Raw genomic sequence first — 26,987 nt, 5'->3', positions numbered from 1 at the left:
GGCATTCGCCTAGTTCGGCGCATTCGCCTAGTTCGCCTGGCTGGCCTGGGCATCGGGCATGACAGCTTCCGCCGTCAGCACCGGCGCGCGCGGCCCGCGCTGGATCGCGCCGGCCAGCCTCTGCGCCTCGACGCAGCCTTCGCCGCACATGCTGTGAAGCTTGGCGAGATTGGCCTTGGCCTTTTCCACCGCGCCTTTCTCCACCAGGGCCTCGCCCTCGCCCGAAATGGCCGCCAGGTTGCCCGGATCGCGGGCCAGCGCCTCGCGGTAGTAATGGATCGCCTTGCCCTGCAGCCCCTCCGCCCGCGCGGCCCGTGCGAGCTCGAGGAAGATCGCGGTGTGCCCCGGATCGACCGCCAGCGCGGCCTCGAACGCGTCGATCGCGCCCTGCGGGTCCTGCGCATCCATCGCCGCGCGGCCTTGTGCAACCAGCATGGCGGCCCGCGGATCGGCCTCGCGCTCCGCGCCCTGCCCCACGCTCGCGGTAATCGCGACGACCAGCGACAGGGCGGCGGCGGCGGGGGCGAAACGCATGATCAACTCCTGAAAAGGCGGGACATTTGCAGACGGTTCCTCTGCCATGACCTCGCCGATTAACATGCCCGGGCTGCACGTGCGATGAAAAATCCGTCGGTATCGTCGTGGCCCGGCGTCAGGCGCAGGCCGGCCCCGCGCTCGCGCCCGAGGGGGAGATCGGGCCGCTCCGCCCGCCAGTCGGGGCGCTCGGCCAGGAAGGCGGCGATCCGCTCCGCCCCTTCCGCGTCGAGCAGCGAACAGGTCACGAAGACCAGCCGCCCGCCGGGACGCACCAGCCCCGCGGCAATCGCCAGCAGCCGGTCCTGCACCGCGGCGAACCGCGTCAGTGCCGCCGGGTCGAGCCGCCAGCGCGCCTCCGGATTGCGGCGCCAGGTGCCGGTCCCCGAACAGGGCGCATCGACGAGGACGGCGTCGGCCTGCCCGGCAAACCGGGCCAGCCCCTCGGCCTCGCGGCCCGGATCGAGCAGCACGCTCTCGATCATGCTCGCGCCGGCCCGCTGCGCGCGCGGCCCCAGGCGCGACAGGCGCGCGCGATCGGTGTCGCTGGCGACCAGGGTTCCGCGGTTTTCCATCGCCGCGGCGAGCGCGAGCGTCTTGCCCCCGCCGCCGGCGCACAAGTCGATCACCGTTTCGCCCGGCCGCGCTCCCACGGCGATGCAGGCGAGCTGGCTGCCGTGGTCCTGGATCTCGACCGCGCCCTCGCGATAGGCGGCCCATCGATCGACCGCCGTCCCTGCGGGAAAGCGCAAGCCGTCGGGTGCCGCCAGCACGTCGCCCGGCTCGAGCAGGTCGAGCGTGGCGCGATCGGCCTTCAGCCGGTTGACCCGCAGGTCGAGCGGGGCCCGGCCCAACAGGGCGCGCGCCTCGTCCCCCGCGATGGCCGAACCTGCCAGCGCCTCCTCCAGCCACGCGGGCGCCAGCCCCGCGTCGGCGGCTTCCTCGCCGGGGCCGATCGGAGCGGGGCCGTGCGGCGAACCGTCGAACAACGGGGGCAGCGCCGCGTCCTCCAGCGCCAGCCGCAACATGGCCGCGCGGCCATCGCGGGGCACCGGCCCGCAGGCGCGGATCGCGCGATAGACCAGCTCGCGCACGGCGCGCCGGTCCTTGCTGCCGGCATAGCGGCGCTGGCGGAAATAGTCGGCGACCAGCCGGTCGGCAGGCGCGCCGCCGGTGCGCGCGGCGGCGACGATCGCGTCGAGCAGTTCGATCGCGGCCTGGACCCGCGCGGCGGGCGTCATGCCCGTACCCCGGCGTGCACGAAGCGGCCGTCCGCCACCGCGCGGCCGGGCCTAGCGGGTCGGATAGTTCGGTGCCTCACGCGTGATCGCCACGTCGTGGACATGGCTTTCGCTCAGGCCCGCATTGGTGATCCGCACGAACTGCGCGCGGGTGCGCAAGTCGTCGATCGTCGCGCTGCCGGTATAGCCCATCGCGGCCTTCACCCCGCCCACGAGCTGGTGGATCACGTCGGCCGCGGGCCCCTTGAACGGCACCTGCCCCTCGATCCCCTCGGGAACGAGCTTCATCGCCGACACGTCCTGCTGGAAATAGCGGTCGGCGCTGCCGCGTGCCATCGCGCCGACGCTGCCCATCCCGCGATAGGCCTTGTAGCTGCGGCCCTGGTAGAGGAACGTCTCGCCCGGGCTTTCGGCCGTGCCGGCCAGCATCGACCCGACCATGACGGTCGAAGCGCCGGCGGCCAGGGCCTTGGCCGCGTCGCCGCTGGTCCGCAGGCCGCCGTCGGCAATCACCGGAACGCCCGATTTCGCGGCCTCTTCGGCGCAGTCCATGATCGCGGTCAGCTGCGGCACGCCGACGCCGGCGACGATGCGCGTGGTGCAGATCGACCCCGGGCCGATCCCGACCTTGACCGCGTCGGCCCCGGCATCGATCAGCGCGCGGGTCGCCTCCGCCGTGGCGACGTTCCCGGCGACGATCTGGACCGAGTTCGAAAGCCCCTTGGCCTTCTCGACCGCCCGCGCCACGTCGCGGTTGTGGCCGTGCGCGGTGTCGATGATCACCACGTCCACTTCGGCATCGACGAGCGCCTCGGTCCGTTCGAAGCCCTTGTCGCCCACGGTCGAAGCCGCCGCGACGCGCAGCCGGCCAGCCGCGTCCTTGGTCGCGTGCGGATAGTTGACCGCCTTCTCGATATCCTTGACCGTGATCAGGCCGATGCAGCGGAAATCGTCGTCCACCACCAGCAGCTTCTCGATCCGCCGCTGGTGCAGCAGGCGGCGCGCCTCGTCCTGGCCGGTGCCGAGCGGCACGGTGGCGAGGTTGTCGGTCGTCATCAGTTCGCGGACCGGCTGGGCCGGGTTCTCGGCGAAACGCACGTCGCGGTTGGTCAGGATGCCGACCAGCTTGCCCCCGCGATCGGTTACCGGGATGCCGCTGATCCGGTGCTGCTGCATCAGGGCCTGCGCATCGCCCAGCGTGGCATCGGGCGAAACGGTGATCGGGTTGACGACCATGCCGCTTTCGAAGCGCTTGACCGCGCGCACCGCCGTGCACTGCTGCTCCACCGTCAGGTTGCGGTGAAGCACGCCGATGCCGCCCAGCTGCGCCATGACGATCGCCATGTCGGCTTCCGTCACCGTGTCCATCGCGGCCGACAGGACCGGGATGTTCAACGCGATCTGGCGCGTGAGCTGGGTGCGGGTGTCCGCCATCGAAGGCAGGATGTCGCTTTCGGCCGGCCGGAGGAGAACGTCGTCGAACGTCAGGCCGAGGGGAATGTCGATGGAAGCCACTTGCAAGTCTTTCGCCGGAAGAATCGTGGCGGCCCATGTAACCGCATGTCCCCCGGCCCGCTAGGGGTGCGGGGCAATTAATCGCCGGGGACGGCCGCCCTGGCGGGGTAGCTCGCGGCGCTGGCGAAATGCTCCACCAGGGCGAGGTGGAGCAGGACGTCCTCGGCCGCCCCGCCCAGCACGATCGAGCCGTCGGCAACGTCGGCGGCCCGGTGGTAACGTTCGCGCATGAACCTCTCCAGCGCCGGGTGATCGGCGAAGGCCGCCGATACGGCCACGGTCGGCACGTCGTGCTGCAGCAGCGCCCAGCCATCCTGCCGGCGCAGGTAGCGGTTGGCATAGTCGTGATCGCCCGCCGCGCGCCCGCTCGCGGCGAGGACGCGCGCGATATCGTCGTCGAGGTCGGTCAGCCCGTGGCCGACCACTGCCACCGGCCCGCCGCGCGGGGCGATCGCCACGGTATCGACGTTGAAGGCCGCGACGATGCTGTCGAGCGGTATCGCCGGATCGCGCGCGAAGGCCCGCGCGCCGAGGAGGCCCCATTCCTCTGCCGTGGTGGCGAGGAAATAGACGTCGCGATCGAACCCCGCCGCAGGCAGGCGCCGCGCGACCGCGCTCAGCAGGGCCAGCCCGCTGGCATTGTCCACCGCGCCGTTGCAGATCGCCAGCGGCTCTTCCCCTTCCGCGCAATAGCCGAAGTGATCCCAGTGCGCGAGCAGCAGGACGGCGCCGGTTTCGGGCCGCCGCCCGGGCAGGCGCGCGACGAGGTTGTGCGTGCGCACTTCGGCCTGGAGCGAGGTCGCCTCCAGCCGGGCCTCGACCGCGAGCGGCTGCGGGCGGAAACCGGGCAGGCCGGCCGCCCGCGACAGCGATGCGAACCGCTCCGCGCCGAGCAGCGCCCGCGCACCGTCGGCCGAGACGAGCCCGTCGAGCCGGGCGCCGTCCTCCTCGTCCACCAGGCGATAGGAACCCTTGGCCCGGCGGTCGGCCAGTTCGCGCAGCTCGCCCGCGTCGGGGACGATCGCGAGGACCGCTGCGGCCCCCTTGTCCAGCAGGGCCTCGTGCTGTTCGATGCGGCGCGGATGGTCCCACAGCATCAGCGCGATGCGCCCGGCCAGTTCGGACTGCTCCAGCGCTTCCCCCGCCCGCCCGACGAAGACCACCGGGCTGCGTTCGAGCAGCGAGCGCCGGCCAGAGGTATAGAGCCGCACCGATCCTGCGGGCACGGGCAGTTCGCGCCGCCCGCGATAGAACCGCGCTTCGGACCGGTCGGGCGTGTTCAGTTGCAGGGCGACCGGCGCGAACCACGGGTTGGCCGGGTCGTTGGTGCCCGATTCCAGCCCGGCGGCCTGCCAGGCCTGGGCCAGGTATCGCAGGGTCTTCGCCTCGCCCGGGGTGCCGGGGCGCCGCCCCTCGAACGCGTCGCTGGCCAGGACGGCGATGTCGGCTTCCAGTTCCGCCTCGATCGTCGCCAGCCTGTCGGCCGGCGGCCCGCCGATCGGCGCCGGGGCGCAGCTTGCCGCCAGCATCGCGAGCAGGATCGCGAGTGTTCGGCGCTTTGCCGGTGCCCCCGCCGCCATCGTCCCTCCTATTCGGCGGTCCAGCCGCCGTCGACGCTCCAGTTGGCGCCGGTGACATTGCCGGCTTCCTCGCGGCATAGAAACACCGCCAGCGCGCCGAGTTCCGCCGGCTGGACGAAACGCTTGGTCGGCTGCTTGGCCAGCAGCACGTCGTCCACCACCTGTTCGCGCGTCAGCCCACGGGCCTTCATCGTGTCGGGAATCTGGTTCTCGACCAGCGGCGTCCAGACGTAGCCGGGGCTGATGCAGTTGGCCGTCACGCCGGATTGCGCCAGTTCCAGCGCCACCGTCTTGGTGAACCCGTCCAGCCCGTGCTTTGCCGCGACATAGGCGCTCTTGAACGGCGAGGCGGTCTTCGAATGGGCGCTGGCGGTGTTGATGATCCGCCCCCAGCCTTGCGCGTTCATGTGCGGCACGGCGCGGCGCACGGTGTGGAAGGCGGCGGTGAGATTGAGCGCGAGGATCGCGTCCCACCGTTCGGCGGGAAAGTCCTCCACCGGGGCGACGTGCTGCATCCCGGCGTTGTTGACCAGGATATCGACCGGCCCCGCCGCGTCCATCAGCGCATCGCATCCTTCGGCCGTGGTCAGGTCGGCACCGGCGTGGCGCGCGCCCAGCTCGTCGCAGAGCGCGGCAATGGCATCGTCGTCGCCGAAGCCGTTGAGGACGATTTCGGCCCCCTCGCCCGCCAGCGCACGCGCGATGGCAAGGCCGATGCCCGATGTCGATCCGGTGACAAGGGCCCGCTTGCCGGTGAGGAACATCTGGATCTCCCGTGGATTTCAACTGCGTCGCGCTGCATAACCGCTTTTGCGGCAGGACACACCGCTGTCCAGAAGATATCGTCGCGCCGGCGCCGACAGGGAGGAAACGATGCGGCTCAAACGGTTCGATCCCCGGAATATCAGGGTCCGCCAGGGCGGCACGGGTGGCGGCCGCTTTCCCGGCGGCGGCGGGGGCAAGCTGGGATGCGGCTCGCTGATCGTGGTCGTGATCGCGGCGCTCGTCTTCGGGGTCGATCCGGGCCAGATGCTCGGCACGCTCGACGGAATGCAGCAGCAGCAACAGTCCGCCCCCGGCGGGCCGCAACAGGCATCGAACCTCTCGCAGACCGAAATATGCGAACAGAATGCCTACGCGCTCGAAGCCTGCAACGCGCTCGATTCGCTGAACCGCACGTGGCAGCCGGAATTCGCCCGCGCCGGGATCGCCTTCAGCGATCCGCTGCTGACGTTCTACCAGGGCGGCACCCCGTCGGGCTGCGGCGCGGCGTCGAGCGCGGCCGGCCCGTTCTACTGCCCGGCGGACAACGGCATCTATATCGACACGAGCTTCTACGACACGCTCGCGCGCGAACTGGGCGCGGGGGGCGACTTCGCCCGCTATTACGTGATGGCGCATGAATACGGACACCATATCCAGAACCTCACCGGCCTGGCCGCCCAGGTCCGCAGCGCGCAGGCGCAAAACCCGCGCAGCGCCAACCAGCTCCAGGTCCGCATGGAGCTGCAGGCCGATTGCTACGCCGGCGTGTGGGCGGGCAAGAACCGCAACCTGATCGAACCGGGCGACATGGAGGAAGGCCTGCGCGCCGCGAGCGCGATCGGCGACGATACCTTGCAGCGGCGCGCCGGGCGGCAGGCGAACCCCGAAAGCTTCACGCACGGCACCAGCGCACAGCGCATGGAAGCCCTGCGACGCGGAATGGAAAGCGCCGACGAAAGGGTGTGCGATGCCTATTTCGAAATGGGCTGAACGCCCGATGCGTAGCGGGATCCTGGCCGGCGCGGTGGCTGCGGCGATCGCGGCGGTCCCGGTCGCGCCGGCGGCTGCCCGGGCCCAGGGCGCGATGGACGCCGAACCCGACGTCGAAGACGTGGCCAGGACGCCGCTGACCGACCTCAACCTCGCGAAAGATCCGATCCCGCCGCTGCTGCTGGAAGCGGCCGAGGCACCCTACGCCGGCGACGGGCTGGACGGGTGCGACGACATCGGCAGTGCCATCGCCGAACTCGACGCCATCCTGGGCCCCGACCTCGACGTCGCCGACGGCCGCGGCGATGCGATCTCGGTCGGACGCATCGCCCAGAGCGCGGTGGGATCGTTCATCCCCTTCCGTTCCATCGTGCGTGAAATTACCGGCGCGGCGGACCACCAGCGCGCCTTCGAAGCCGCGATCACGGCGGGCGCCATCCGGCGCGGATACCTGAAAGGGCGCGGCGAGCAGATGGGCTGTTCCTATCCGGCGCGCCCGGCCTTTGCCCGGATCGACATGGACGAGGACGACAGCGTCGAGTGGAGCGACCGCGAAAAGACCCCGCGGCTCGCCTCGCCGGAAGAGGCAGGCGTACCCGGAAACGAGGGCCCCGGAAACGAGGGCGACATCACCTTCGTTTCCGAGGAAGTCGTGCAGGATACCGGCGGCTGAGGGGACCGTGCCGGCAGCCGGGCCCGCGATCGATCAGTCGTGGGTCGGCATCTCCGCCATCGCCTCGTCGATCGAGCGCAGGGCCTCGGCCCGCGCTTCGGGCGGGATCGTGGTGTCCTGCGCCAGAGCCGCACGGGCTTCGCGCAGGCCGGCCCTGGCCTGGGCCTGGATCCGGCGGGTGCAGATGCGGATGACCTCGCGCCCGCCCTCGTTGCTTTCATGGACGATCCCCTCGCCGCGGCACCCCGGGATCACCCTGGGCGCGCTCGCGAGGGCGAGCCGGACCTCGCGCTCGACTTCCTCGCCGATCCCGTCGAGCTCGACTTCCAGCCGTGCCATGTCGGCCGCCAGTTCGGCCCGATCGGCCTCGGACAGGGCCGCCATTTCGCGGGCCTTCTCGGCCTTCCGGCGCGCCTTCTCGGCCTTGGCCCGGGCATTCTCGCGCTCGACGCGGCGGACCTCGACCGTGCGCCGCCCGTCCTCGCTGCGCTCGATCCGTTCGATGAGGACGTGGCGCGCATTGTCGGTGCCGGGCGCCGGCGGCGCGGGGGGCGCAGGCGGCGCGGGCGGGGCTTCGGGGGCGAAAGCGGCCGGCTGCGGGGGCAGCGGCGGCTCGGGCGGCAGCGGCGCGGCCGGCGCCTCGGGCGGCTGCGGGGGCGCGTCGGCAGCGCTCTCGGCATAGGACACCGTGGCGGTGAGCGGCAGGGCCAGGAGGCCGGCTGCCAGCAGGGCGCGGCCGGCCATCCGGCGGCGCGGGGTGATCTCGTTCATCGTCAGGCTCCTCAGGCGTTGGATTATCGACTTGTCGCCCAGGACCGGGCAGGCCATCGGCGCGGCGAGCGCCACCCGCGGGCCGGCGGCGAAGCTGGCGATCACGCGCCCGTATTCGGCGCGCGCGCGGCGATCGCGCGTTTCGACGACCCTCGCGTCGCAGGCCGCCTCCTGGTCGCGGCGCATCGCCTGCCAGCCGAGATAGGCGAGCGGGTTGAACCAGTGCAGCGCGAAGAGGAACTGGGCCGCGAAATTGGCCAGCAGGTCGTGCCCGCGATGGTGCGCGAGCTCGTGCGCCAAGGCCAGGTCGCGGGCATCGCGGTCGCGCCGGGCCATGAACCCGGGCGGCAGGGCGACGACGGGGTCGAACAAGCCGAAGGCGATCGGCGCGTTGGTCTCCGGCGTTTCGACCAGCCGGACCCGGCCGGCCTCCCCGACCGGGGCGGCATCCGCCAGGAGCACGCGCCGGGCGCGGAAATAGGCGGAAAAGCGCAACCACAGGAACCCGGCCACACCCGCGAGCCACAGTGCAAGCAGCACCGCGGCCCAGGGGATGTCCGCCGGCACTGCCTGCACCGGGCCGCTCCCGTCCAGCAGGAGAGGCTGTTGTCCGATCGTCTCCGCCATGGCGGCGGGGGCGGAAGCGCCGGCCCCGTCGATGGCGGAAGGCGGACCGGGAAACGTCGGATCGCCGGCCGGTGCCATCCACGACGGCAGGACCAGCGGCGGCATCAGAAGGCGCGCGAAAGGCACGATCCAGAGAGCATAGGCGGCCCGCGCACCCAGGTGCCGGGCGACCGGCCGCCGGACGAAAAGGACGAGCGCGATCAGCAGGCCGGTCCAGGCAAGCGTCTCGACCAGCCAGCTCATTGCCGCAGCTCCTTCAGCAGGGCCTCGATCTCGGCCAGGTCGTCCTCGCTCAGCGCCTCTTCCTGCGCCAGGTGGGCGAAGAGCGGGGCGGCGCGGCCGCCGAACAGGCGATCGACCAGCCGGCGCGATTCCCCGCCGAGATAGTCGGCCCGCGAAAGGAGCGGCGAATAGAGGAAGCGCCGGCCATCGGGCCGGGTCGCAACCGCCTGCTTCGCCACGAGGCGCGACAGCAGGGTTTTCACGGTCGGCAGGCTCCAGTCGCGCTCTTCGCACACGGCGGCGCAGACTTCGGCCGCGGTCTGCGGGCTGCGCGCCCAAAGCACTTCCATCACCGCGTGTTCGGCTTCGCTGATGCGATCGGGTCTCTCGTCGTCTGACCTGGCCATCGCTACCTCCTCGCCTACATCTGTAGGCAATTCGACTACGCCTGTAAACATTAAGCCTGGATGAACCGATTGGCGCAGCCCCACGGCGCTGGTAGAGCCCGGTCATGCGTTTATCGGACTGCCACAACATCGCGGACATGCGCCTGCTGGCGCGGAAGCGCCTGCCCTGGCCGGTCTTCGACTATATCGACGGCGCGGCCGACGACGAGGTGACCAAGGCGCGCAACACGGCGGCGTTCGACGAGGTGGACCTTGTACCCAACGTCCTGGCCGGGGTTGCGCGGATCGACACCGGCTGCACGATCATGGGGCGGCACAGCGCCCTGCCCCTGGTGCTCAGCCCGACCGCGCTCCAGCGCGTCTTCCACTGGCAGGGGGAGCGCGCCGTCGCCCGCGCGGCCGAGCGCTTCGGCCTGTGGTTCGGCATCTCCAGCCTCGCGACGGTGAGCATAGAGGAGATCGCCGCGCTCGTATCCGCGCCCAAGATGTTCCAGCTCTACGTCCACAAGGACGCGGGGCTGAACGCGTCGATGATCGAGCGGTGCCGAGCCGCGCGGTTCGACGCTCTCGCGCTGACCGTCGACACGATCGTTTCGGGCAAGCGCGAGCGGTGCCAGCGCAGCGGGTTCACCACCCCGCCCCGCTTCACGCCCGCGGCGCTCTGGTCCTACGCCACGCGGCCGCGCTGGACGCTCGACTACCTGCTGCGCGAGGAATTCCGCCTCCCCAACCTCGACACCCACGTGCGCGAAGGGACCGGCAGGGCGGTGAGCATCGCCGAGTATTTCAACACCATGCTCGACACGGCGATGGACTGGGACACCGCCGCCCGCATCCGCCAGGACTGGGGCGGCACCTTCTGTCTCAAGGGCGTGATGAGCGCCGCCGATGCGCGCCGCGCGGTGGAGATCGGGGCCGACGCGATCATGGTCTCCAACCACGGCGGCCGCCAGCTCGACGGGAGCCGCGCCCCGTTCGACCAGCTGGCCGAGATCGTCGATGCGGTCGGCGGCGAGATCGAGATCATCTGCGACGGCGGGGTGCGCCGGGGCACCCACGTCCTGAAAGCGCTCGCCACCGGGGCGAGCGCCGCTGCGGGCGGGCGCCTCTACCTCTATGCCCTCGCCGCCGCCGGCCAGCCGGGGGTCGAGCGCGCGCTGGCGCTGCTTCGCGACGAGATCGAGCGGGGGATGCGCCTGATGGGCGTGACCGGGACCGAGCAACTCGACCGCGCCATGCTTCGCCGCCGCGGCGCCTGAGGGCACCGGCACGGCGAGACGTCTGGGACCGGCGGGCCACGCCGGCTAGGATGTCCCGCATGTTCAAGCGATTCGCCCTTCTTGCCGCCCCTTTCGCGCTCACCGCCGCCGCTGCGCAGGACGCACCCGCACCTGCCCCGGCCGAGGAGCACGAAACCGCCCGCGTCGTGATCGAGACCGAGCTCGGCGACATCACCGCCGAGATCGAGGTCGAGCGCGCGCCGGTGACCGCGGCCAATTTCCTGCGCTACGTCGACGAGGGGCGGTTCGACGGCACGGCGTTCTATCGCGCCATGCCGCTCGAATGGGGCGATCAGCCGAACGGACTGATCCAGGCGGGCACGCAGCACGATCCGGAGCGGGTCCTGCCCCCGATCGCGCACGAGCCGACCAGCGAGACCGGGGTCGCCCATGTGCGCGGCGCGCTGTCGATGGCGCGCAATGCGCCGGGCACGGCAACCGGCGACTTCTCGATCATGCTGCAGGAACAGCCGGGCATGGACGCCGACCCGTCTTCCGAAGACCCCGATCTGAGGGCCGGCTACGCCGCCTTCGGCCGCGTGGTCGAAGGGATGGACGTGGTCGAGGCGATCCACGCCGCGCCGACCGATCCCGACAAGGGCGAAGGGTGGCTGAAAGGGCAGATGCTCAGCCCCCCGATCACGATCGAGCGCGTGCGCCGGGTGCCCGCGGACTGACCGCTTCAGGCCTCGCGCCGGTCGAAGTCCGCGCGCGCCGCCTCGATTGCCGCGCGGTGGGCGATCGCCCAGGCACCGAGCGACCGCACCGGCTCGCGCAGCGACCGGCCCAGTTCGGTGAGCGAATAGTCCACCCGCGGCGGCACGCTGGGGGTCACCGCGCGCACCACCAGCCCGTCACGCTCGAGCGCGCGCAAGGTGCGGGTCAGCATGCGCTGGGAAATCCCGTCGATCGCCCGGCGCAGCGCGTTGAAGCGGACCGGCCCGTCGGCCAGTGTCATCACGACCTGCATCGACCACTTGTCCCCAACGCGGGCTAGGACGTCGTTCACCGCCGGGCAGTCGGCGGCGATCGAGGCCCCGGCAGACACAACGGTGTGCCCTGATGACGGCAATGTGCCTTCTTGCGGCGGCGGTGCGGCAGTATCCATATGCCCCCTAGTTATCATCCGTAACCAGGAAATCCATAACCATGCAGATCCTCCGTATCGACAGCGCCTCCACCGGCGAAAGCTCCGTCAGCCGCGAGCTGACCCAGGCGATCCTCGACCATTTCAGGGCCGTCCATCCCGAGGCAACGGTGATCGAGCGCGATCTCGTCGCCGATCCGCTGCCCCATATCGACGAAGCGCGCACCGGCGCGATCCGCCAGCCGCCCGAAGCGCACGATGCGGCCATGGCGGAAGTCTTCCCCGCCGAACGCGCGGTGCTCGACGAATTTCTCGCCTCGGACATCGTGATCGTGGGGGCGCCGATGTACAATTTCACCATCCCCAGCCAGCTCAAGTCGTGGATCGACCGGCTGGGCGTGCCCCGCGTCACGTTCGCTTACGAGGACGGCGCGCCCAAGGGGCTCGCCGGCGGCCGGCGGGTGATCGTCGCCTCGGCGCGCGGCGGTGCCTACGAGATGGGCGGCCCGGCCGAGCATCAGGAATCCTACTTGCGCGATTTCTTCGCCTTCATCGGCCTGCCCGATGTCGAGTTCATCCGGGCCGAGAAGACCGGTTTCGGGCCGGACGTGCGCGCCCAGGCGATCGAAGACGCCAAGGCGGCGATCGCGGAGCTGTGATGCACCCTCTCGGCCGGCCGTTCGGCGCCTGTCGCGCACGGCCGGTCGCATTGTCCCGCCCGGGCCCGTTCGTTCATCCAGCGTTGTGGATCGCTGAACGAGACATCGGCGTTGAACCCACGACCTGCCCCGTGCTGCGAAGGAGAACGAACGATGTTGAAGAAGACCCTCTTTGCCGCCGCCGCGATCGGCCTTTCGGCCGGTGCCGCCCCCGCGATGGCCGCCGAACTGCCCGCGCCGACGCAGGCCGGAACGGCCGCCTTCCTCGACGTTTCGACCGCCTATGACCGCGACCGCTGGCGCGACCACGATCGTTACGACCGCCGCGGCCGCTATCGCGAACCGCGCCGGATCACGCGCAATTCGCGCATGTGGCGCGGCCGCGACGGGCGTTACTATTGCAAGCGCGACAACGGCACGACCGGGCTTGTCATCGGCGCCGGCGTCGGCGCGCTGGCCGGTCACGAGATCGCCGGCAACGGCGGCGACCGCACGCTCGGCGCGATCCTGGGCGGCGCGATCGGCGCGGTCGTGGGGCGCGAGATCGATCGCGGCACGCTGAAATGCCGCTAGGCTGATCGCGCGAGAGGTTGCGCGAAAAAGGCGCGTCGCCCGCCCCCGGGCGGCGCGCCTTTCGCTTTGCCCGCGCCGCCTCATGTGCTTGAACGGGCGCGATGAGCGAGCACGACCAGAGGCCCGACCGCCCCGCCGCCCTGATCACCGGCGCCGCCAGGCGCATCGGCGCGCGGATCGCCCGCGCCTTCGGCGAAGACGGGTGGCACGTCGTCATCCACTATCACCGCTCGGCCCGGGCGGCGGAGGAACTGGCCGCCACCCTCCCCTCGGCCGAGACGGTCGCCTGCGATCTGTCCGACCACGCAGCGGCGGCGGCCATGATCGCCGGACTGGCGGAGCGCCTGCCCGACTGGCGCGTGCTGGTAAACTCCGCCTCCGTCTTCCAGCGCGACGAGGCGTCCGCCCTCGATCCCGCCACCTGGACCGGGGCGATGCGGGTCAATGCGCTTGCGCCGGCGCGCATGGCACAGACCTTCCTCGCGCGCGCGCGCGGCACAACCGGCCGGCGCGTGATCCAGGTGACCGACCAGAAGCTGGCCAATCCCAACCCCGATTTCTTCAGCTACACGATGAGCAAGCACGCCGCCGCGGCCACCGTGCCGATGCTGGCCATGGGCGCGGCGCGGGCGGGAGACCGCGTCTATGCCCTGGCCCCGGGCGCGATCCTGGCCAGCCACGACCAGAGCGAAGCGGAAACCGAGGTTTCGCACCGGCTCAACCTGCTGCGGCGCAAGACCGGGGCGGACGAGATCGCCGGCGCCTGCCTGTGGCTGGCCCAGGGCTGGCTGGCGAGCGGCGAAACGCTCTATGTCGATAGCGGGCAGCACCTGCTGTCGCAGCCGCGCGACGTGATCTACCTCGCCCGCGAAGGGGCCGCGGCGTGAAACGGCACGCGCTGTCCACGCGGCTGTGGCACTGGCTCAACCTCGCCTGCGTGGTCGTGCTGTTCATGTCGGGCCTCAACATCTCGAACGCCCATCCGCACCTTTACTGGGGCGACTGGGGATTCGACCTGCGCGATGCCTGGCTCAGTGTGCCGCGCTTCCCCGGATGGATGACGATACCGGGACACTACAGCCTTGCCGCCGCGCGCGACTGGCACATCCTCGCGGCCTGGCCCTTCGCGCTGGGCCTGCTGTTCATCTGGATCGCGATGCTCGCGAACGGCCATTTCCGCCGCGACATTGCCATCGGGCGCCGCGAATGGCGCTGGCCGGCCCTGCGCGCCGATATCGCGGCCCATCTGCGGCTCGACTTCCGGCACCGGCGGGGCGGGTACAACCTCCTGCAGAGAATCGCCTACGGGATCGTGTTCGGCATCCTCCTGCCGCTGATGATCGCCACCGGCATGGGGATCAGCCCGGGCTGGGAGCCGCATCTCCACTGGATGATCGAGAGCATGGGCGGACGCCAGTCGGTCCGTTCGATCCATTTCGTCGCGGCCTGGGCGCTGTTCGGCTTCGTCGTCGTTCACGTCGCCCTCGTCCTTCTGTCGCGGCCCCTGCGCCAGGTGCGCGACATGGTGACGGGGGGCCGGCGATGAAGCGGCGCAGCCTGCTCGTCGGGCTGGGGGCCGCCGCCGTCGCCGGGTGCTCGCGCATTGCCGATAGCGGCCCCGGCGCGCGGGCGCTGGCAGCGGCGGAAGACTGGCACCGCAAGGCTCAGCGCCTGTTTGCCGCGCGCACCGCGCTCGCGCCCGAATACGATCGCGCCGCCATCTCGCCCAGCTTTCGCGGCAACGGCTCGCTCACCGTCGATACCGACGCCTATCGCGCTTCGCTGGCGAGCGGCTTTGCCGACTGGCGGCTGAACGTGCGCGGGCTGGTGCGCCACCCGCTGTCGCTGAGCATGGACAACATCCGCCGCCTGCCCCAGCGCACCCAGGTCACGCGGCACGACTGCGTCGAGGGGTGGAGCGCGATCGGCGAGTGGACGGGGCCGCAGCTGGGCCTGATCCTCTCGGCCGCGCAGCTCCTGCCGCAGGCGAAATACGTCGTCTTCCGCTGCGCAGACCGCCTGCGCGGCGCGTCCTATTACGAGAGCATCGACCTGATCGACGCCTTCCACCCGCAGACGATCGTCGCCCATCGGCTGAACGGCGCCCCCCTGCCCGAGCGCAACGGCGCGCCCCTGCGCCTGCGGGTCGAGCGGCAGCTCGGCTACAAGCATGCGAAGTACCTGACCGCGATCGAGGCGGTCGCCAGCCTCGATGGGATCGGCGGCGGCGCGGGCGGGTACTGGGAGGATCGCGGCTACCAGTGGTATGCCGGCGTCTGAAGGCAGCGGGAAAAGCCCCTTCCCTCCCCCGCAGAAGGGCATTATCCCCCGGCCTCGATGAATGCCGCATCGCTCTTCGACAAGGCGATCGGCCGGGCGGTGAAGTCCGGCCGGCTCACGGTGCACCATGCCGATGGACGCTGCGCGCGCTTCGGCGAGCCTGCCCCCGGCTTTCCCGAAGTGACCGTGCGCTTCGCCGATAGGCGCGTGGCGCGCGACATCGTGCTCGATCCCCGGCTGGGCGCGGCGGAGGCGTTCATGGACGGGCGCCTGGTGATCGAACAGGGCGACGTGATGCAGCTGGTCCAGCTGATCCGCACGAACGCCCCGTGGGAAGCCAATGCCGACTTGCGCGCCGGCAGCCCGGGGCGGCGGCTGGCCAACGCGATCGGCTTCGCGGTCGAATCGTTCAACCAGGCCCGCTCCTCGCGCCGCAACGTCGCGCACCACTACGACATCGGGAACGCGCTCTACGCGCTGATGCTCGATGCCGAGCACATGCAGTACAGCTGCGCCTACTGGCCGCGCGAAGACATGACGCTGGCCGAGGCGCAGGAAGCCAAGCTGGCGCATATCGCGGCCAAGCTGGCGATCGGCGACGGGCAGACCGTGCTCGACATCGGGTGCGGCTGGGGCGGCATGGCGATCTACCTCGCGCGGCATTTCGACGTGCGCGTGAAGGGGATCACGCTCAGCCGGGAACAGATCGCCCTCGCGCGCGAGCGGGCGGAGGCCGCCGGGGTAGCCGACCGGGTCGAGTTTGCGCTGGTCGATTACCGCGACCTTGCCGAGCGCGGCGACCGGTTCGACAGGATCGTGTCGGTCGGCATGTTCGAACACGTCGGCCGCCCGCAGTTCGAAACCTTCTTCCGCGCCAGCGCCCGGATGCTGGCAGACGACGGGGTCATGCTGCTCCACACGATCGGGCGCATGGGCGGCCCGGGCAGCACCGATGCCTTCACCCGCAAGTACATCTTCCCCGGCGGCTACATCCCCGCGCTGAGCGAAACGGTCGCCGCGAGCGAGAAGGTGCGCCTCATCGCCTCCGACGTGGAGACGCTGCGGCTGCACTACGCGCGCACGCTGCGCGCCTGGTACGCCAATTGCGAGGCGCACCGCGAGGAGATCGAGCGCCTGTTCGACGCGCGCTTCTATCGCATGTGGACCTTCTACCTCGCCGGGGCCACGTCGGCCTTCGAAAGCGGGGGCATGTGCAATTACCAGATCCAGTTCGTCCGCGACCGCCGCGCCCTGCCGCTCGCGCGCGACTACATGCGCGAGGCGGAGCTGCGCCTCCTCGGCGAAAACGCCTGACGCCCCGCCCGGCCAAGCCGCGGTTGATGCGCGACAACACCTTCCCCGTTGCCCCCTTGCGCGCGCCCTGATACCGGCCCCGCCGATTGACGGAGTGCTAGCGTAATGTCCGATGTGAAACGTGTCGTCCTCGCCTATTCGGGCGGCCTCGATACCAGCGTGATCGCCAAGTGGCTGGAAGTGGAACGCGGCCTCGAGGTCGTGACCTTCACCGCCGACCTCGGCCAGGGCGAGGAGATCGAGCCCGCGCGTGCCAAGGCGCGGGCGATGGGCATTCCCGACAAGCACATCTTCATCGAGGACCTGCGCGAGGAATTCGTGCGCGACTTCGTCTTCCCGATGATGCGCGCCAATGCCCGCTACGAGGGCGATTACCTGCTCGGCACCAGCATCGCCCGGCCGCTGATCTCGAAGCGCCTGGTGGAGATCGCCCGCGAGACCGGGGCCGATGCGATCGCGCACGGGGCGACCGGCAAGGGCAACGACCAGGTGCGCTTCGAACTGTCTGCCTATGCGCTCGATCCCGAGATCAAGGTGATCGCGCCGTGGCGCGAGTGGGATCTCAACAGCCGCACCGCCCTGATCGCCTGGGCGGAGAAGCACCAGATCCAGGTGCCGACCGACAAGCGCGGCGAAAGCCCGTTCTCGACCGACGCCAACCTCCTCCACACCTCGTCCGAAGGCAAAGTGCTCGAAGACCCGTGGGAAGAGACGCCCGACTACGTCTATTCGCGCACCGACCACCCGGAGGACGCGCCCGATACCCCCGAATATGTCACGATCGACTTCGAGAAGGGCGACGGCATCGCGCTCAACGGCGAGGCAATGAGCCCGGCGACACTGCTCGCGGCGCTGAACGACCTCGGACGCCGGCACGGCATCGGCCGGCTGGACCTGGTCGAGAACCGCTTCGTCGGCATGAAGAGCCGCGGGATGTACGAGACGCCGGGCGGCGAGATCTACGCCCGCGCCCATCGCGGCATCGAACAGATCACGCTCGACGGCGGCGCGGCGCATCTCAAGGACGAGTTGATGCCCAAGTACGCGGAGCTGATCTACAACGGCTTCTGGTTCAGCCCCGAACGCGAGATGCTCCAGGCCGCGATCGACCTCAGCCAGGAGAAGGTCAGCGGCACCGTGCGGCTGAAGCTCTACAAGGGCCAGGCCGCCGTGGTCGGGCGCAAGTCGCCCCATTCGCTCTATTCCGAAGCGCACGTCACGTTCGAGGACGACGCCGGCGCCTACGACCAGGCCGATGCGCAGGGCTTCATCAAGCTCAACGCGCTGCGGCTGAAGCTCCTGGCGAAGCGCGACCGCTAGCATCTTGCGACAGGCGGTGGACTTATCCACCCCTGTCCACAGTGAAATCCGGGCATAGTGGATAAACCGGGGCTTGCGCGCTTGCGCGACTCGCTTTCGCGGCGCAGTCTCGAACCATCGAAAGGGCGCAGAAAGCCTCGCGTTTGACGGCCTAACAGCCTGAAAACACTGAAGTTTCTTGCACTCGTTCGACGTGGCGGCATCTGTCCGCGCGGTCTTCGAGGGACACCTGCAGAAGGCTTCGGCCGGATGCAAGGGCACCGCTTGAGAGGAACGCGAAAGCATTGCCGTCACGGGCCGGACGATCCGGCCGGGTGTCGACGCCCTGCACGGTGCAAGCCGCGCAAGGCCGCTTAAGACAACCGGCCATTCGCGATCGACCGGCTGCGGAACCGCCGGAAGGCGCGCGAAGGCCCCCGGGCCCGACCCGCCCTCGACGGAACCGGATGCCGGTGCGAGCGCCGGTGACAGACGCGGCGGTCCGGTTCGCCGGACAGCTTGCGAAAACACCGGGCGCCAAGCGCTTCCCGACTGGTCCGCCACGACGGAAGACCACGCATCGGTGAGAGTGGGGTCGGCAGCGATGCCGGCCCCATTTTCACGCCCGCCCCCTTCCGGCATTCGCTCCTCCCTCCCCCTCATGCCCCGCCGCGACACCCGATTCGCCGGGGCGGGATCGCGGTTGACCGTTCCCCTGGGCGCGACGAGCCGAACCCCTTTCGGGGCAGGCGGACGGCCAGGTGGTCCCGGCCGGCGTGCTCAGCGGGTATAGGGGGAACCGTCATGGACGGGACCAGACCATACCGCCGCATCCCCGCGCGCAAGCTCGCCGGGCTGGCCGCCGCGCTGATGCTGACCGCGCCCGCGGGCGGCCCCGCGCTGGCCGACACCGGCCCTGCCGTCACCGCCGCCAGCGCCGCGACCGGGGGCGAGTTCGAGGCGAGCTTCGCCCACCTGCCCGCGCCGCGCACCCTGGCCGCGCCCAGCGTCGGCGCGGTGGACATCGCCGCGATCGATCCGCCGGTGGAGGTCGAGCCGGCGGGCAAGCCGCTTGGCGCCGGGGTGGCATCCTATTACGGCCGCCGCTTTGCCGGCCGCCCGACCGCGAGCGGGGAGATCTTCGATCCGGGCCTGATGACCGCCGCGCACCGCACCCTGCCCTTCGGCAGCCGGGTCAAGGTGACCAACCCGCGCAACGGCAAGTCGGTCGTCGTGCGGATCAACGACCGCGGGCCGTTCCACAAGGGCCGCACGATCGACCTCTCGCGCGCCGCCGCGGGCGAGCTGGGCCTTGTCCGCCGCGGGCATGGCCGGGTCGAGATGCTCCTGCTCGACTGAGCCCCCCCGCCCCGCGCATCGCGCGATCATGGGCCGATCGCCCAGGCCGATCACACAGGCGCATTGCCCGCCGCCTTCCGCGCGCGGGGCCCGGGAGGGGCGCGCCCGCCCTCGGTGGTTTCGGCGGGCGCGCCCGGTCCTGAGAGGGACCGAGGGGGCGCGCGGAACCTCGGGAGAGGGGGGAGAGGGAGTCGAAGGCCGCGCGCCGCCTCTCCCGCCCCAATGATGCTCCGCCGCGCCGGGTCCGCCCCAATCGGCCAGCCGTGCCAATGCTGCGACGGCTCCCGCCGCGCCTTCCCCGCGCCCTCGCCCGCCGCCCGGCGCTAGTCCTCCGCGAAGTGCCAGGCCTCCGGGTCCTCCCCCTCCTCCGGCGGGACGACCAGCCACCAGCGCTCCACCCCCGCCTCGAAGGCGGCGACCTGCTCGGCCTCGACCGCGTCGGTGTCGAACCCGCGGCGGGCGAGCTGGTGCGGCAGCGGCGCGCCGGGCGGGCGTTCGGCCTCCATCGCGTTGAGCAGGCGGGAGAGCGGCGGGATGTAGACCCCGCCGCGCCAGTGGTCGGGATCGTCCATGTCCGGCTCCCACGCGTCGTATCCGGGCGGCAGGCTGCGCCCCGGCGGCGGCGCGCCCGGCGGCCGGGCCGCCCCGTCCCCGCCAGGCGCGCCGTCGCCCGCCTGATCGGCCGCGTGCCCCTCCCCCTCGCCCGGGGTTCCGGGTCGAGACATGGACCGCCTGTTACACTGTCCTGGAGATGAAATTCCGCCCCCTTCGCGCGGCGTTCCGGCGGGCGCGGTGCCGGCGGGTTCGGCCCGGGGTTCCGGGTGCGGCTCCGGGTGCGGTTCCGGCTGCGGCTCCCCGCGCGCGAAGCGGTCGAGCGCGGCCTCGAAATCGTCGGCGAAGGCGCAGGTGGCGGCATCCTCGGTCAGCTTGTCGAGCCGCGCGAGGTGCGCCAGCAGCAGCCGCGAATCGTATCGCCGGCGGGTGGCGACGACTTCGCCGTGGTAGAACACCTGTTCCTCCACCCCTTCGAGCGCGCGGCAGGCGAGCACGTCTTCGGCCGCGGCGCGCGCGGCGAGCAGCGCCGCGTTCCAGGCGCGGCGGAACTCGGCGCTGGCGCGGCGCATGCGATAGGCGGTCTGGTGGCTGACCCCGGCCGCCTTCGCCGCCCGCCGCGCCGAGCCGCTGGCCGCGAGCGCGGAGAGAAAGGCGACCTGGCGCTCTCGGGTGAACTCGGTCTGCGGCGCGCGCGTGGAATCGGAAGGCAGCGCATCGATCAGCGCGGGCAGGTTGGGCGTCGGAATGGTCGCAGGCGCGTTCATGCGCCGGCTCCCGAGAGCCACCCCGACCGGCACAGGCGCCCCCGGCCCGGGGTTTCAGCGCAAACGAGGGAAGAGAGGATCATGGTTCGGACTCCGCATGGATGAACGAACCGAACCACTTATGCGATGCAGGGGGCTGTAGGAAAATGGTTTGTGGGGGTGGGGTGGATGGTGGGTGAAGGTCGGAGGGCGTACCGACACTGCGCCTCCGAACCGCCAGTCTGTCAAAAGTATCCGAGGCGCACTTGAGGCAGGGGGCGACGGCGCATCTGAGCCCGTGCGACAAAGCGCAGCGAGCCGGCCCGCGCCCGGTGCTTGAGGGTCTAAAGGAAGATTGTGCATTGGTTCGTCTGCTTGTGGGGCAGCGAACGGATCTAGTATAAGTGAGAGGCGTGTAGGTCAGAATTTAGCAGGTCACTAAGATGTGGAAAAGGGAGACCAGCCTGTCTTGTAATGGCGGAAAGCGGCTATGCTCTCAGCATGCTGCCGGCTTTCCAAAAAATTGTCTCAACAAGAGAGAAATCGAACATCGACATCATGCGAAAGATGGTCGGTGAGATCGAGCCAATCGTTGCCGATATCGCGAGACACTGCATTTTTGAAGGCTCCGCAAGCGAGATTGTGAGAGAAAGCGGCGAGACAGATAAGACGAAAATTGAAAAGCATGAAGGCTCTGTAGAAATACGTACCGTCCCCATCGATGAGTTTTCATATCAAGATGTACTCGAGAAACTGTGGGAAATGGCACAACAGCTTGCGCAAAGCACTGCCAAGCAGATCATCGATGCCATCAGCGATGGTGCAGATAAATCCGGCAATGTGATAAGTGGAGAAGGCAAACCGTTGTCCGAAGAACTCCTCCTTGAGGCCTTGTCTACAATGTCCCACTCCTTCGATGCTGATGGGAAGTGGCAAGCGCCCTCAATTTTGCTGACACGTCAGCAGATAGAGCGGATGGCTGAGAGGCATAGAAATCAATCGGCTCACGAAAAAGCAGAGTACAAACGGCGCTTGTCTATGATAGTATGCGAAAAGAAGGCTGAATATGATCGCGAACAAGCTCGTCGAATCTTGGCTGGATAATCAGTCTGAGAGGCAATACCAGCCGGCCTTCGTCCAGCTCCTGATTTCTGAAGGTTGGGACGTTCTTCACAACACGCGCCACACGGCTCTTGAGTTTGGCAAGGATGTAATCGCTCGCGCTCCAGATGGAACCCTGTATGCCATTCAGTTAAAAGGGAACCCGGGCACGCGTGTTTCAAAGTCGGAAGCCCAGTCACTGCTCGGGCAATTTCGTGAGGGTATGATTAGCTTCGTACCGGACGCATACCAGGCTACCAAGAACGAGAGGCATGTTTTCGTCTTTTGCACGAACGGCGAAATTGACGAAGCGGCGATGGTGCTTTTCGAGAATGTAGCCAAGCACTGCGGGGAACCTGGAGTTGCCGCAAGCAAGGTCGAATACTGGTCTCGCGGTAACCTTTTAAATCGCTTTACGCCTCAAATTGAGAAAGTATGGCCCTCTTCTCCCGAAGCTATGAGCCGTGTCTTGAAGGTCTACACCCATGAAGGGCGAGATCTACCGGACATCCAGCTTATATCAGCCTCAATAGAGGAGGCCATGAAGGACCCGTACAAGATGACTGCCTCGCGTAAGCGAGCGATCATTACCGCTAGCCTCTTATTCTCGGAGATCCTAAAAAGGCCGTGGCGCGAAAGCGAAGATCACTACTCTATGTTTTTAATCAGTGTTCTCGCAGCAGTTAGATGTATCCCCCTTGCGGACAGGGATGATGGCACAGTTTTGATTGCCGAGTATCTAGAAGTCGCGGCGGAGCATGCAAACAGCTTAATATCTGAAGCGATTGAACTTGGCTACGATCCAAAGCTAACGTGGGCACAGCGGAACCCGCTGGCCGAAGTGGACATTATGATCGAAAGAAGGCGCCTCATCGCTGACGCAGGCGCGTTCCTGGTCCTCTTCGGCGTGGAGTTGAGCCCTGAGAAGCGAACCTACTTGAGAGAATTGCTAGAATACAGCTTCGACCCGAATACCCTTTGGGGTCAGGCCGTCATACCATCAATGATTGTGCGATACTGGGCATATCGAAAACTGGATGCCACGTGTAAACCCGATCTGGCTCTCATCTCGGTGCTAAGAGCGGTAATTTCGGCGGCGCGTCGGCGAGACAGCGCGTTGGCTGCGAATTCCCCCCCATACTATCGGTTTGATGAAGTCCTCTACCTTACTTCCGGAGGAATCGTGGGAGACAAAAGCGATATTAGTCGCGACATAGCGCTGAATCGATCTTACTTCGCGAAAGCACTTTTTTTAATGGTAGCAAAACGCAACTGGAAGCAAACATGTAAGAATTTATGGAGAGTATACTCCAACCTCCTTCATGAGTCTGTTCGGGTGCCCGACAACGATTTTTTCTCGCCTCAGCATTCCAAAGAAGGCGAGAATTCCGGGCAACAGATATTTGACAGCACTTGGTTAGAACAAATAGAAGAGGCCGTGCGATTAAGCGATTGGAGCTTGGCAAAAGCATTTGAGCCTTTTCCAGCTCTACTAGCGGCTTACCTAACTATTGTGCCTTATCGCGCGCAACCATGGGTGATAATGCACCTAGATGAGCAACTAGCTGACACATGGTACGGCAGGCATCACTTTCCTCCACGATCGTAAATCAGGTAACGTATTGCGCTGCTCTCGCATTACTTCGTCGCGTCCCTCCGCTGCTCCAGCATCGGCTTGAGGTGTCGCTTTGAATACCTCTCTCCAGCGCCTTGGCAATCTACTCCGACCCCAGCCTACACCGGGGCAGGCTCGTTCCGGGTTGCGCGATCCAGCATCGGACGCAGATACTGCCCCGTAAAGCTACCTTCGACCGCTGCAACCTCCTCCGGCGTCCCTTCGGCCACAACCTCACCCCCGCGCACGCCACCGCCCGGCCCCAAATCAAGCACATGGTCCGCGGTCTTGATCACGTCGAGGTTGTGCTCGATCACCACGACCGAGTTCCCCTGGTCGACCAGCCGGTGGAGCACTTCGAGGAGCTTGCGGACGTCCTCGAAATGGAGGCCCGTGGTGGGCTCGTCCAAGATGTAGAGCGTCTGCCCGGTGCTGCGCTTGGCGAGTTCCTTGGCGAGCTTGACGCGCTGCGCCTCGCCGCCCGACAGCGTGGTCGCCTGCTGGCCGACCTTGACGTAGCCGAGGCCGACCTCGTTCAGCATGTGCATCTTGTCGCGGATCGGCGGGACCGCCTTGAAGAATTCCTCCGCATCCTCGATCGTCATGTCGAGCACGTCGGCGATCGAGTGGCCCTTGAACTTCACCTCCAGCGTTTCGCGGTTGTAGCGCTTGCCGTCGCATTGTTCGCAGGTGACGTAGACGTCGGGCAGGAAGTGCATCTCGATCTTGATGAGGCCGTCGCCCTGGCACGCCTCGCAGCGGCCGCCCTTGACGTTGAAGCTGAAGCGCCCGGGCTTGTAGCCGCGCGCCTGGCTTTCGGGGAGGCCCGCGAACCAGTCGCGGATCTGGGTGAAGGCGCCGGTGTAGGTGGCCGGGTTGGAGCGCGGGGTGCGGCCGATGGGCGACTGGTCGATCTCGATCACCTTGTCGCAATATTCGAGCCCGGTGACCTTGTCGTGCGCGCCCGCGACGATGCGCGCGCCGTTCAATTCGCGCGCGGCTGAGGCGTAGAGCGTGTCGATGGTGAAGCTCGACTTGCCCGAGCCCGAGACGCCGGTGACGCAGGTGAAAGTGCCCAGCGGGATCGAGGCGGTGACGTCGCGCAGGTTGTTCGCGCGCGCGCCGTGGACGGTGAGCTGGTGGCCATTGCCCTTGCGCCGCGTGGCCGGGACCGCGATTTCGCGGCGGCCGGTGAGATAGGCGGCGGTGAGCGATTTCTTGTTTCTGAGCACCTGCTTCAGCGTGCCTTCGGCGACCACCTCGCCCCCGTGGACCCCCGCGCCGGGGCCGAGATCGACCACGTAATCGGCGGCGCGGATCGCGTCTTCATCGTGCTCGACCACGATCACGGTGTTGCCGAGATCGCGCAGGCGCTTCAGCGTTTCGAGCAGCCGGTCGTTGTCGCGCTGGTGGAGGCCGATGCTGGGTTCGTCGAGCACGTAGAGCACGCCCGAGAGCCCGCTGCCGATCTGGCTGGCGAGGCGGATGCGCTGGCTCTCGCCGCCCGAGAGCGTGCCCGAAGTGCGGTCGAGGTTGAGGTAGTCGAGCCCGACATTGTCGAGGAAGCCCAGCCGCTCGTTGATTTCCTTGAGGATGGCCTTCGCGATCTGCGCCTGCTGTTCCGTCAGGTGCTCGTCGAGCCCGAGGAACCACGCCTTGGCATCGGCGACGCTCATCTGCGTGGGGGTGGCGATGTCGGTCGGGCCGGAGGGGCCGGGGATCTTGACGCTGAGCGCCTTGGGGTTGAGCCGCTTGCCGCCGCAGGTCTCGCACGGCTGCGCGGTCTGGAACTTGGCCAGCTCCTCGCGCATCCACGCGCTCTCGGTCTGGAGCATGCGGCGGTTGAGATTGCCGATCACGCCTTCGAACGGCTTGTTGACCGTGTACTGCTTGCGCCCGTCCTTGAAGGTGAGCGGGATCGCGCGGCCTTTTGTGCCGTGGAGGATGATGTCGCGGATTTCCTGGTCGAACTCCTCCCACGGGGTGGTGAGGTCGAACCCGTATTCCTTCGCGAGGGAGGCGAGCACCTGCATGTAATAGGGCGATGGCGGGTTGGACTTGGCCCAGGGCACCACCGCGCCCTTCTTGAGGCTGAGCGCCTCGTTGGGGACGACCAGCCGCGGGTCGAACAGCTGCTTCTCGCCGATGCCGTCGCAAGTCGGGCAGGCGCCCTGCGGCGCGTTGAAGGAGAACAGCCGCGGTTCGACCTCCTCGAGCGTGAAACCGCTGACCGGGCAGGAGAATTTCTCGGAGAAGACGATGCGGTTGGCGGGGATGCCGGCGCCCTTCATCGCGCCGCCGGCGGTGTTCCCCTCGCCCTCGCGCCCGGGCACCGCGCCATCGGCGAGATCGACATAGGCGAGGCCATCGGCGAGCTTGAGCGCGGTTTCGAAGCTCTCGGCGAGGCGGGTTTCCAGCCCCTCCTTCACCGCCAGCCGGTCGACCACCACCTCGATGTCGTGCTTGAACTTCTTGTCGAGCGCGGGCGCTTCCTCGATCGCGTAGAGTTCGCCGTCGATCCGCACGCGGGTGAAGCCCGCCTTCTGCCATTCGGCCAGTTCCTTGCGATATTCGCCCTTGCGCCCGCGCACCACCGGCGCGAGCAGGTAGAGCCGCGTGCCTTCGGGCAGGCCCATGACCCGGTCCACCATGTTGGAGACGGTCTGCGCCTCGATCGGCAGCCCGGTGGCGGGCGAATAGGGCACGCCCACGCGCGCCCACAGCAGGCGCATGTAGTCGTAGATCTCGGTAACGGTGGCGACGGTCGAGCGTGGGTTGCGGCTGGTGGTCTTCTGCTCGATCGAGATCGCGGGTGAGAGCCCGTCGATATGCTCGACATCGGGCTTCTGCATCATCTCGAGGAACTGGCGCGCATAGGCGCTGAGCGATTCGACGTAGCGCCGCTGCCCCTCGGCGTAGATCGTGTCGAAGGCGAGGCTCGACTTGCCCGAGCCGGAAAGGCCGGTGATCACGATCAGGCTGTCGCGCGGCAGATCGATATCGATGCCCTTGAGGTTATGCTCGCGCGCGCCGCGGACGGAAATCTGGGTAAGTGCCATGCGAAGCCGTGTTCCTGAATTGTTCGCCCGGGTCAAGTGGGGCAACGGGCGCGGACCGCCCGCCCCCGGGAGCCGCGATCGCGGCGGGGCGGCGCTGGATGTGGGGCCTGTCGCCGGTGATGCAACGCGTGCCGCCCCAACGGGGTCCACGCGCGGCGCGGGTTCTGTTAGGCGGGGCGCATGCATCGCCTGTTCGTTGCCCTGCCCCTGCCCGAAACGGTGTGCGACCGGTTGCTGGACGCGATGGACGGGATCGAGGGCGCGCGCTGGCAGGGGGAGGAGCAGTTGCATCTCACCCTGCGTTTCGCCGGCGAGATCGATCCGCCGGTGGCCGAGGATCTCGTCGCCGCGCTGTCCGCGGTGCGGGCGCCGGCCTTCGAACTCGCGATCCGCGGGGTCGGGCATTTCGCGCGCAAGGGGCGGCCGCACGCGGTCTGGGCGGCCGTCGCCCCGAGCGAGCCGCTCGCCATTCTCCAGCGGCGGGTCGAACGCGCCTGCCGCGCGGCCGGCCTGGCGCCGGAAACGCGCAAGTTCGTGCCCCACGTCACGCTTGCCCGGCTCAATGCCTCCAGCGGGCCGATCGGCGGCTGGCTGGCCGACAATGCCCTGCTGGCCACCGGACCCTGGCCCGTCGAATGCTTCGCGCTCTATGAAAGCCGGCTGACGGCGGGCGGATCGGACTACGCACGGCTGGAGGATTTCCCCCTCGGCTGACGCGGCGCCTGCCGTTCGTCGGCA

Annotated in this window: 25 protein-coding genes; 15 read left to right on the top strand and 10 right to left on the bottom strand. The window is 68.8% G+C overall.

Annotated features, from left to right (window positions below; genetic code table 11):
• Window positions 1-27: 27 nt before the first annotated feature.
• From T8T98_RS05205 to T8T98_RS05185, 5 genes are all read right to left on the bottom strand, one after another.
• Entirely contained in the window at window positions 28-534 is a 507-nt protein-coding gene (locus T8T98_RS05205; protein ID WP_251105868.1) for a tetratricopeptide repeat protein, read from the bottom strand.
• 59 nt (window positions 535-593) lie between these two features.
• Complete coding sequence (locus T8T98_RS05200) at window positions 594-1,775, bottom strand: RsmB/NOP family class I SAM-dependent RNA methyltransferase (RefSeq protein ID WP_251105869.1); 1,182 nt, start codon at window positions 1,773-1,775, stop codon at window positions 594-596.
• A 51-nt stretch (window positions 1,776-1,826) separates the two neighbouring features.
• A complete protein-coding gene (gene guaB, locus T8T98_RS05195; RefSeq protein ID WP_160732630.1) occupies window positions 1,827-3,281 on the bottom strand; it encodes an IMP dehydrogenase in 1,455 nt (484 codons plus the stop codon).
• An 86-nt stretch (window positions 3,282-3,367) separates the two neighbouring features.
• Window positions 3,368-4,870 carry a M28 family peptidase gene (locus T8T98_RS05190; RefSeq protein ID WP_160732536.1) on the bottom strand — a complete coding sequence of 501 codons (1,503 nt, stop codon included), beginning with the start codon at window positions 4,868-4,870 and terminating at the stop codon, window positions 3,368-3,370.
• Between the two features lie 8 nt (window positions 4,871-4,878).
• On the bottom strand, window positions 4,879-5,634 hold the full coding sequence (locus T8T98_RS05185; protein WP_251105870.1) for a 3-hydroxybutyrate dehydrogenase: 756 nt from the start codon (window positions 5,632-5,634) through the stop codon (window positions 4,879-4,881).
• Between the two features lie 109 nt (window positions 5,635-5,743).
• Between T8T98_RS05185 and ypfJ the strand changes: the two genes are divergently transcribed.
• Together ypfJ and T8T98_RS05175 are read left to right on the top strand one after the other, a co-directional pair.
• Window positions 5,744-6,625, top strand: coding sequence for a KPN_02809 family neutral zinc metallopeptidase (gene ypfJ / locus T8T98_RS05180; RefSeq protein ID WP_251105871.1), 882 nt, complete (start codon window positions 5,744-5,746; stop codon window positions 6,623-6,625).
• A 7-nt stretch (window positions 6,626-6,632) separates the two neighbouring features.
• Window positions 6,633-7,298: a hypothetical protein gene (locus T8T98_RS05175; protein WP_251105872.1), complete on the top strand. Its 666-nt coding sequence runs from the start codon at window positions 6,633-6,635 to the stop codon at window positions 7,296-7,298.
• Between the two features lie 33 nt (window positions 7,299-7,331).
• Here T8T98_RS05175 and T8T98_RS05170 read toward each other — a convergent pair whose 3' ends face one another.
• Both T8T98_RS05170 and T8T98_RS05165 read right to left on the bottom strand, forming a co-directional pair.
• A complete protein-coding gene (locus T8T98_RS05170; RefSeq protein ID WP_251105873.1) occupies window positions 7,332-8,939 on the bottom strand; it encodes a M56 family metallopeptidase in 1,608 nt (535 codons plus the stop codon).
• The gene (locus tag T8T98_RS05165) at window positions 8,936-9,325 is read right to left on the bottom strand and encodes a BlaI/MecI/CopY family transcriptional regulator (protein ID WP_251105874.1); all 390 of its coding nucleotides are present in this window, start codon (window positions 9,323-9,325) and stop codon (window positions 8,936-8,938) included. The genes T8T98_RS05170 and T8T98_RS05165 overlap by 4 nt, the downstream gene beginning before the upstream one ends.
• A 104-nt stretch (window positions 9,326-9,429) precedes the next feature.
• On the opposite strand from T8T98_RS05165, the gene T8T98_RS05160 reads away from it, so the two are divergent.
• Window positions 9,430-10,584 (top strand): alpha-hydroxy acid oxidase, encoded by a 1,155-nt coding sequence (locus T8T98_RS05160; protein WP_251105875.1) that lies wholly within the window; start codon window positions 9,430-9,432, stop codon window positions 10,582-10,584.
• Between the two features lie 59 nt (window positions 10,585-10,643).
• The gene (locus tag T8T98_RS05155) at window positions 10,644-11,282 is read left to right on the top strand and encodes a peptidylprolyl isomerase (RefSeq protein ID WP_251105876.1); all 639 of its coding nucleotides are present in this window, start codon (window positions 10,644-10,646) and stop codon (window positions 11,280-11,282) included.
• Window positions 11,283-11,287: 5 nt separating this feature from the next.
• Here the strand turns inward: T8T98_RS05155 and T8T98_RS05150 are convergent, their stop codons facing one another.
• On the bottom strand, window positions 11,288-11,614 hold the full coding sequence (locus tag T8T98_RS05150; protein WP_322295862.1) for a winged helix-turn-helix transcriptional regulator: 327 nt from the start codon (window positions 11,612-11,614) through the stop codon (window positions 11,288-11,290).
• A gap of 140 nt (window positions 11,615-11,754) precedes the next feature.
• On the opposite strand from T8T98_RS05150, the gene T8T98_RS05145 reads away from it, so the two are divergent.
• From T8T98_RS05145 to T8T98_RS05110, 8 genes are all read left to right on the top strand, one after another.
• Window positions 11,755-12,351: an FMN-dependent NADH-azoreductase gene (locus T8T98_RS05145; protein ID WP_251105878.1), complete on the top strand. Its 597-nt coding sequence runs from the start codon at window positions 11,755-11,757 to the stop codon at window positions 12,349-12,351.
• 153 nt (window positions 12,352-12,504) lie between these two features.
• Window positions 12,505-12,924 (top strand): glycine zipper 2TM domain-containing protein, encoded by a 420-nt coding sequence (locus T8T98_RS05140; RefSeq protein WP_251105879.1) that lies wholly within the window; start codon window positions 12,505-12,507, stop codon window positions 12,922-12,924.
• 101 nt (window positions 12,925-13,025) lie between these two features.
• The gene (locus T8T98_RS05135) at window positions 13,026-13,811 is read left to right on the top strand and encodes an SDR family oxidoreductase (RefSeq protein WP_251105880.1); all 786 of its coding nucleotides are present in this window, start codon (window positions 13,026-13,028) and stop codon (window positions 13,809-13,811) included.
• Window positions 13,808-14,470, top strand: a complete 663-nt coding sequence (locus T8T98_RS05130; protein WP_251105881.1) for a cytochrome b/b6 domain-containing protein — start codon at window positions 13,808-13,810, stop codon at window positions 14,468-14,470. The genes T8T98_RS05135 and T8T98_RS05130 overlap by 4 nt, the downstream gene beginning before the upstream one ends.
• Complete coding sequence (locus T8T98_RS05125) at window positions 14,467-15,204, top strand: molybdopterin-dependent oxidoreductase (protein ID WP_251105882.1); 738 nt, start codon at window positions 14,467-14,469, stop codon at window positions 15,202-15,204. The genes T8T98_RS05130 and T8T98_RS05125 overlap by 4 nt, the downstream gene beginning before the upstream one ends.
• A gap of 57 nt (window positions 15,205-15,261) precedes the next feature.
• Window positions 15,262-16,518 carry an SAM-dependent methyltransferase gene (locus tag T8T98_RS05120; protein WP_251105883.1) on the top strand — a complete coding sequence of 419 codons (1,257 nt, stop codon included), beginning with the start codon at window positions 15,262-15,264 and terminating at the stop codon, window positions 16,516-16,518.
• Between the two features lie 105 nt (window positions 16,519-16,623).
• Window positions 16,624-17,838, top strand: a complete 1,215-nt coding sequence (locus tag T8T98_RS05115; protein WP_251105884.1) for an argininosuccinate synthase — start codon at window positions 16,624-16,626, stop codon at window positions 17,836-17,838.
• A 783-nt stretch (window positions 17,839-18,621) separates the two neighbouring features.
• Window positions 18,622-19,176 (top strand): septal ring lytic transglycosylase RlpA family protein, encoded by a 555-nt coding sequence (locus tag T8T98_RS05110; RefSeq protein WP_251105885.1) that lies wholly within the window; start codon window positions 18,622-18,624, stop codon window positions 19,174-19,176.
• 323 nt (window positions 19,177-19,499) lie between these two features.
• Here T8T98_RS05110 and T8T98_RS05105 read toward each other — a convergent pair whose 3' ends face one another.
• Window positions 19,500-20,495 carry a hypothetical protein gene (locus tag T8T98_RS05105; RefSeq protein WP_251105886.1) on the bottom strand — a complete coding sequence of 332 codons (996 nt, stop codon included), beginning with the start codon at window positions 20,493-20,495 and terminating at the stop codon, window positions 19,500-19,502.
• Between the two features lie 453 nt (window positions 20,496-20,948).
• On the opposite strand from T8T98_RS05105, the gene T8T98_RS05100 reads away from it, so the two are divergent.
• Window positions 20,949-21,578: a hypothetical protein gene (locus tag T8T98_RS05100; RefSeq protein WP_251105887.1), complete on the top strand. Its 630-nt coding sequence runs from the start codon at window positions 20,949-20,951 to the stop codon at window positions 21,576-21,578.
• Entirely contained in the window at window positions 21,541-23,184 is a 1,644-nt protein-coding gene (locus T8T98_RS05095) for a hypothetical protein (RefSeq protein ID WP_251105888.1), read from the top strand. Before T8T98_RS05100 ends, T8T98_RS05095 begins: the two co-directional genes overlap by 38 nt.
• Before the next feature lie 125 nt (window positions 23,185-23,309).
• Here T8T98_RS05095 and uvrA read toward each other — a convergent pair whose 3' ends face one another.
• The gene (gene uvrA, locus T8T98_RS05090; protein ID WP_251105889.1) at window positions 23,310-26,249 is read right to left on the bottom strand and encodes an excinuclease ABC subunit UvrA; all 2,940 of its coding nucleotides are present in this window, start codon (window positions 26,247-26,249) and stop codon (window positions 23,310-23,312) included.
• 180 nt (window positions 26,250-26,429) lie between these two features.
• Between uvrA and thpR the strand changes: the two genes are divergently transcribed.
• Window positions 26,430-26,963 carry an RNA 2',3'-cyclic phosphodiesterase gene (gene thpR, locus T8T98_RS05085; RefSeq protein ID WP_251105890.1) on the top strand — a complete coding sequence of 178 codons (534 nt, stop codon included), beginning with the start codon at window positions 26,430-26,432 and terminating at the stop codon, window positions 26,961-26,963.
• The last annotated feature ends 24 nt before the right edge of the window (window positions 26,964-26,987 follow it).

The organism is Pelagerythrobacter marinus (genome assembly GCF_034375205.1).
GTDB lineage: Bacteria > Pseudomonadota > Alphaproteobacteria > Sphingomonadales > Sphingomonadaceae > Pelagerythrobacter > Pelagerythrobacter marinus.
The sequence above is the reverse complement of the archived record's forward strand: the minus strand, read 5'-3'. Positions and strand labels throughout refer to the sequence as shown.

Bases quoted from the DNA above. Each gene is read 5' to 3' on its own strand.
- T8T98_RS05205 (WP_251105868.1), bottom strand. From the start codon at position 534: ATGCGTTTCGCCCCCGCCGCCGCCGCCCTGTCGCTGGTCGTCGCGATT.
- T8T98_RS05200 (WP_251105869.1), bottom strand. From the start codon at position 1,775: ATGACGCCCGCCGCGCGGGTCCAGGCCGCGATCGAACTGCTCGACGCG.
- T8T98_RS05190 (WP_160732536.1), bottom strand. From the start codon at position 4,870: ATGGCGGCGGGGGCACCGGCAAAGCGCCGAACACTCGCGATCCTGCTC.
- T8T98_RS05185 (WP_251105870.1), bottom strand. From the start codon at position 5,634: ATGTTCCTCACCGGCAAGCGGGCCCTTGTCACCGGATCGACATCGGGC.
- ypfJ (WP_251105871.1), top strand. From the start codon at position 5,744: ATGCGGCTCAAACGGTTCGATCCCCGGAATATCAGGGTCCGCCAGGGC.
- T8T98_RS05175 (WP_251105872.1), top strand. From the start codon at position 6,633: ATGCGTAGCGGGATCCTGGCCGGCGCGGTGGCTGCGGCGATCGCGGCG.
- T8T98_RS05170 (WP_251105873.1), bottom strand. From the start codon at position 8,939: ATGAGCTGGCTGGTCGAGACGCTTGCCTGGACCGGCCTGCTGATCGCG.
- T8T98_RS05165 (WP_251105874.1), bottom strand. From the start codon at position 9,325: ATGGCCAGGTCAGACGACGAGAGACCCGATCGCATCAGCGAAGCCGAA.
- T8T98_RS05160 (WP_251105875.1), top strand. From the start codon at position 9,430: ATGCGTTTATCGGACTGCCACAACATCGCGGACATGCGCCTGCTGGCG.
- T8T98_RS05155 (WP_251105876.1), top strand. From the start codon at position 10,644: ATGTTCAAGCGATTCGCCCTTCTTGCCGCCCCTTTCGCGCTCACCGCC.
- T8T98_RS05145 (WP_251105878.1), top strand. From the start codon at position 11,755: ATGCAGATCCTCCGTATCGACAGCGCCTCCACCGGCGAAAGCTCCGTC.
- T8T98_RS05140 (WP_251105879.1), top strand. From the start codon at position 12,505: ATGTTGAAGAAGACCCTCTTTGCCGCCGCCGCGATCGGCCTTTCGGCC.
- T8T98_RS05135 (WP_251105880.1), top strand. From the start codon at position 13,026: ATGAGCGAGCACGACCAGAGGCCCGACCGCCCCGCCGCCCTGATCACC.
- T8T98_RS05125 (WP_251105882.1), top strand. From the start codon at position 14,467: ATGAAGCGGCGCAGCCTGCTCGTCGGGCTGGGGGCCGCCGCCGTCGCC.
- T8T98_RS05120 (WP_251105883.1), top strand. From the start codon at position 15,262: ATGAATGCCGCATCGCTCTTCGACAAGGCGATCGGCCGGGCGGTGAAG.
- T8T98_RS05115 (WP_251105884.1), top strand. From the start codon at position 16,624: ATGTCCGATGTGAAACGTGTCGTCCTCGCCTATTCGGGCGGCCTCGAT.
- T8T98_RS05110 (WP_251105885.1), top strand. From the start codon at position 18,622: ATGGACGGGACCAGACCATACCGCCGCATCCCCGCGCGCAAGCTCGCC.
- T8T98_RS05105 (WP_251105886.1), bottom strand. From the start codon at position 20,495: ATGAACGCGCCTGCGACCATTCCGACGCCCAACCTGCCCGCGCTGATC.
- T8T98_RS05100 (WP_251105887.1), top strand. From the start codon at position 20,949: ATGGCGGAAAGCGGCTATGCTCTCAGCATGCTGCCGGCTTTCCAAAAA.
- T8T98_RS05095 (WP_251105888.1), top strand. From the start codon at position 21,541: ATGATCGCGAACAAGCTCGTCGAATCTTGGCTGGATAATCAGTCTGAG.
- uvrA (WP_251105889.1), bottom strand. From the start codon at position 26,249: ATGGCACTTACCCAGATTTCCGTCCGCGGCGCGCGCGAGCATAACCTC.
- thpR (WP_251105890.1), top strand. From the start codon at position 26,430: ATGCATCGCCTGTTCGTTGCCCTGCCCCTGCCCGAAACGGTGTGCGAC.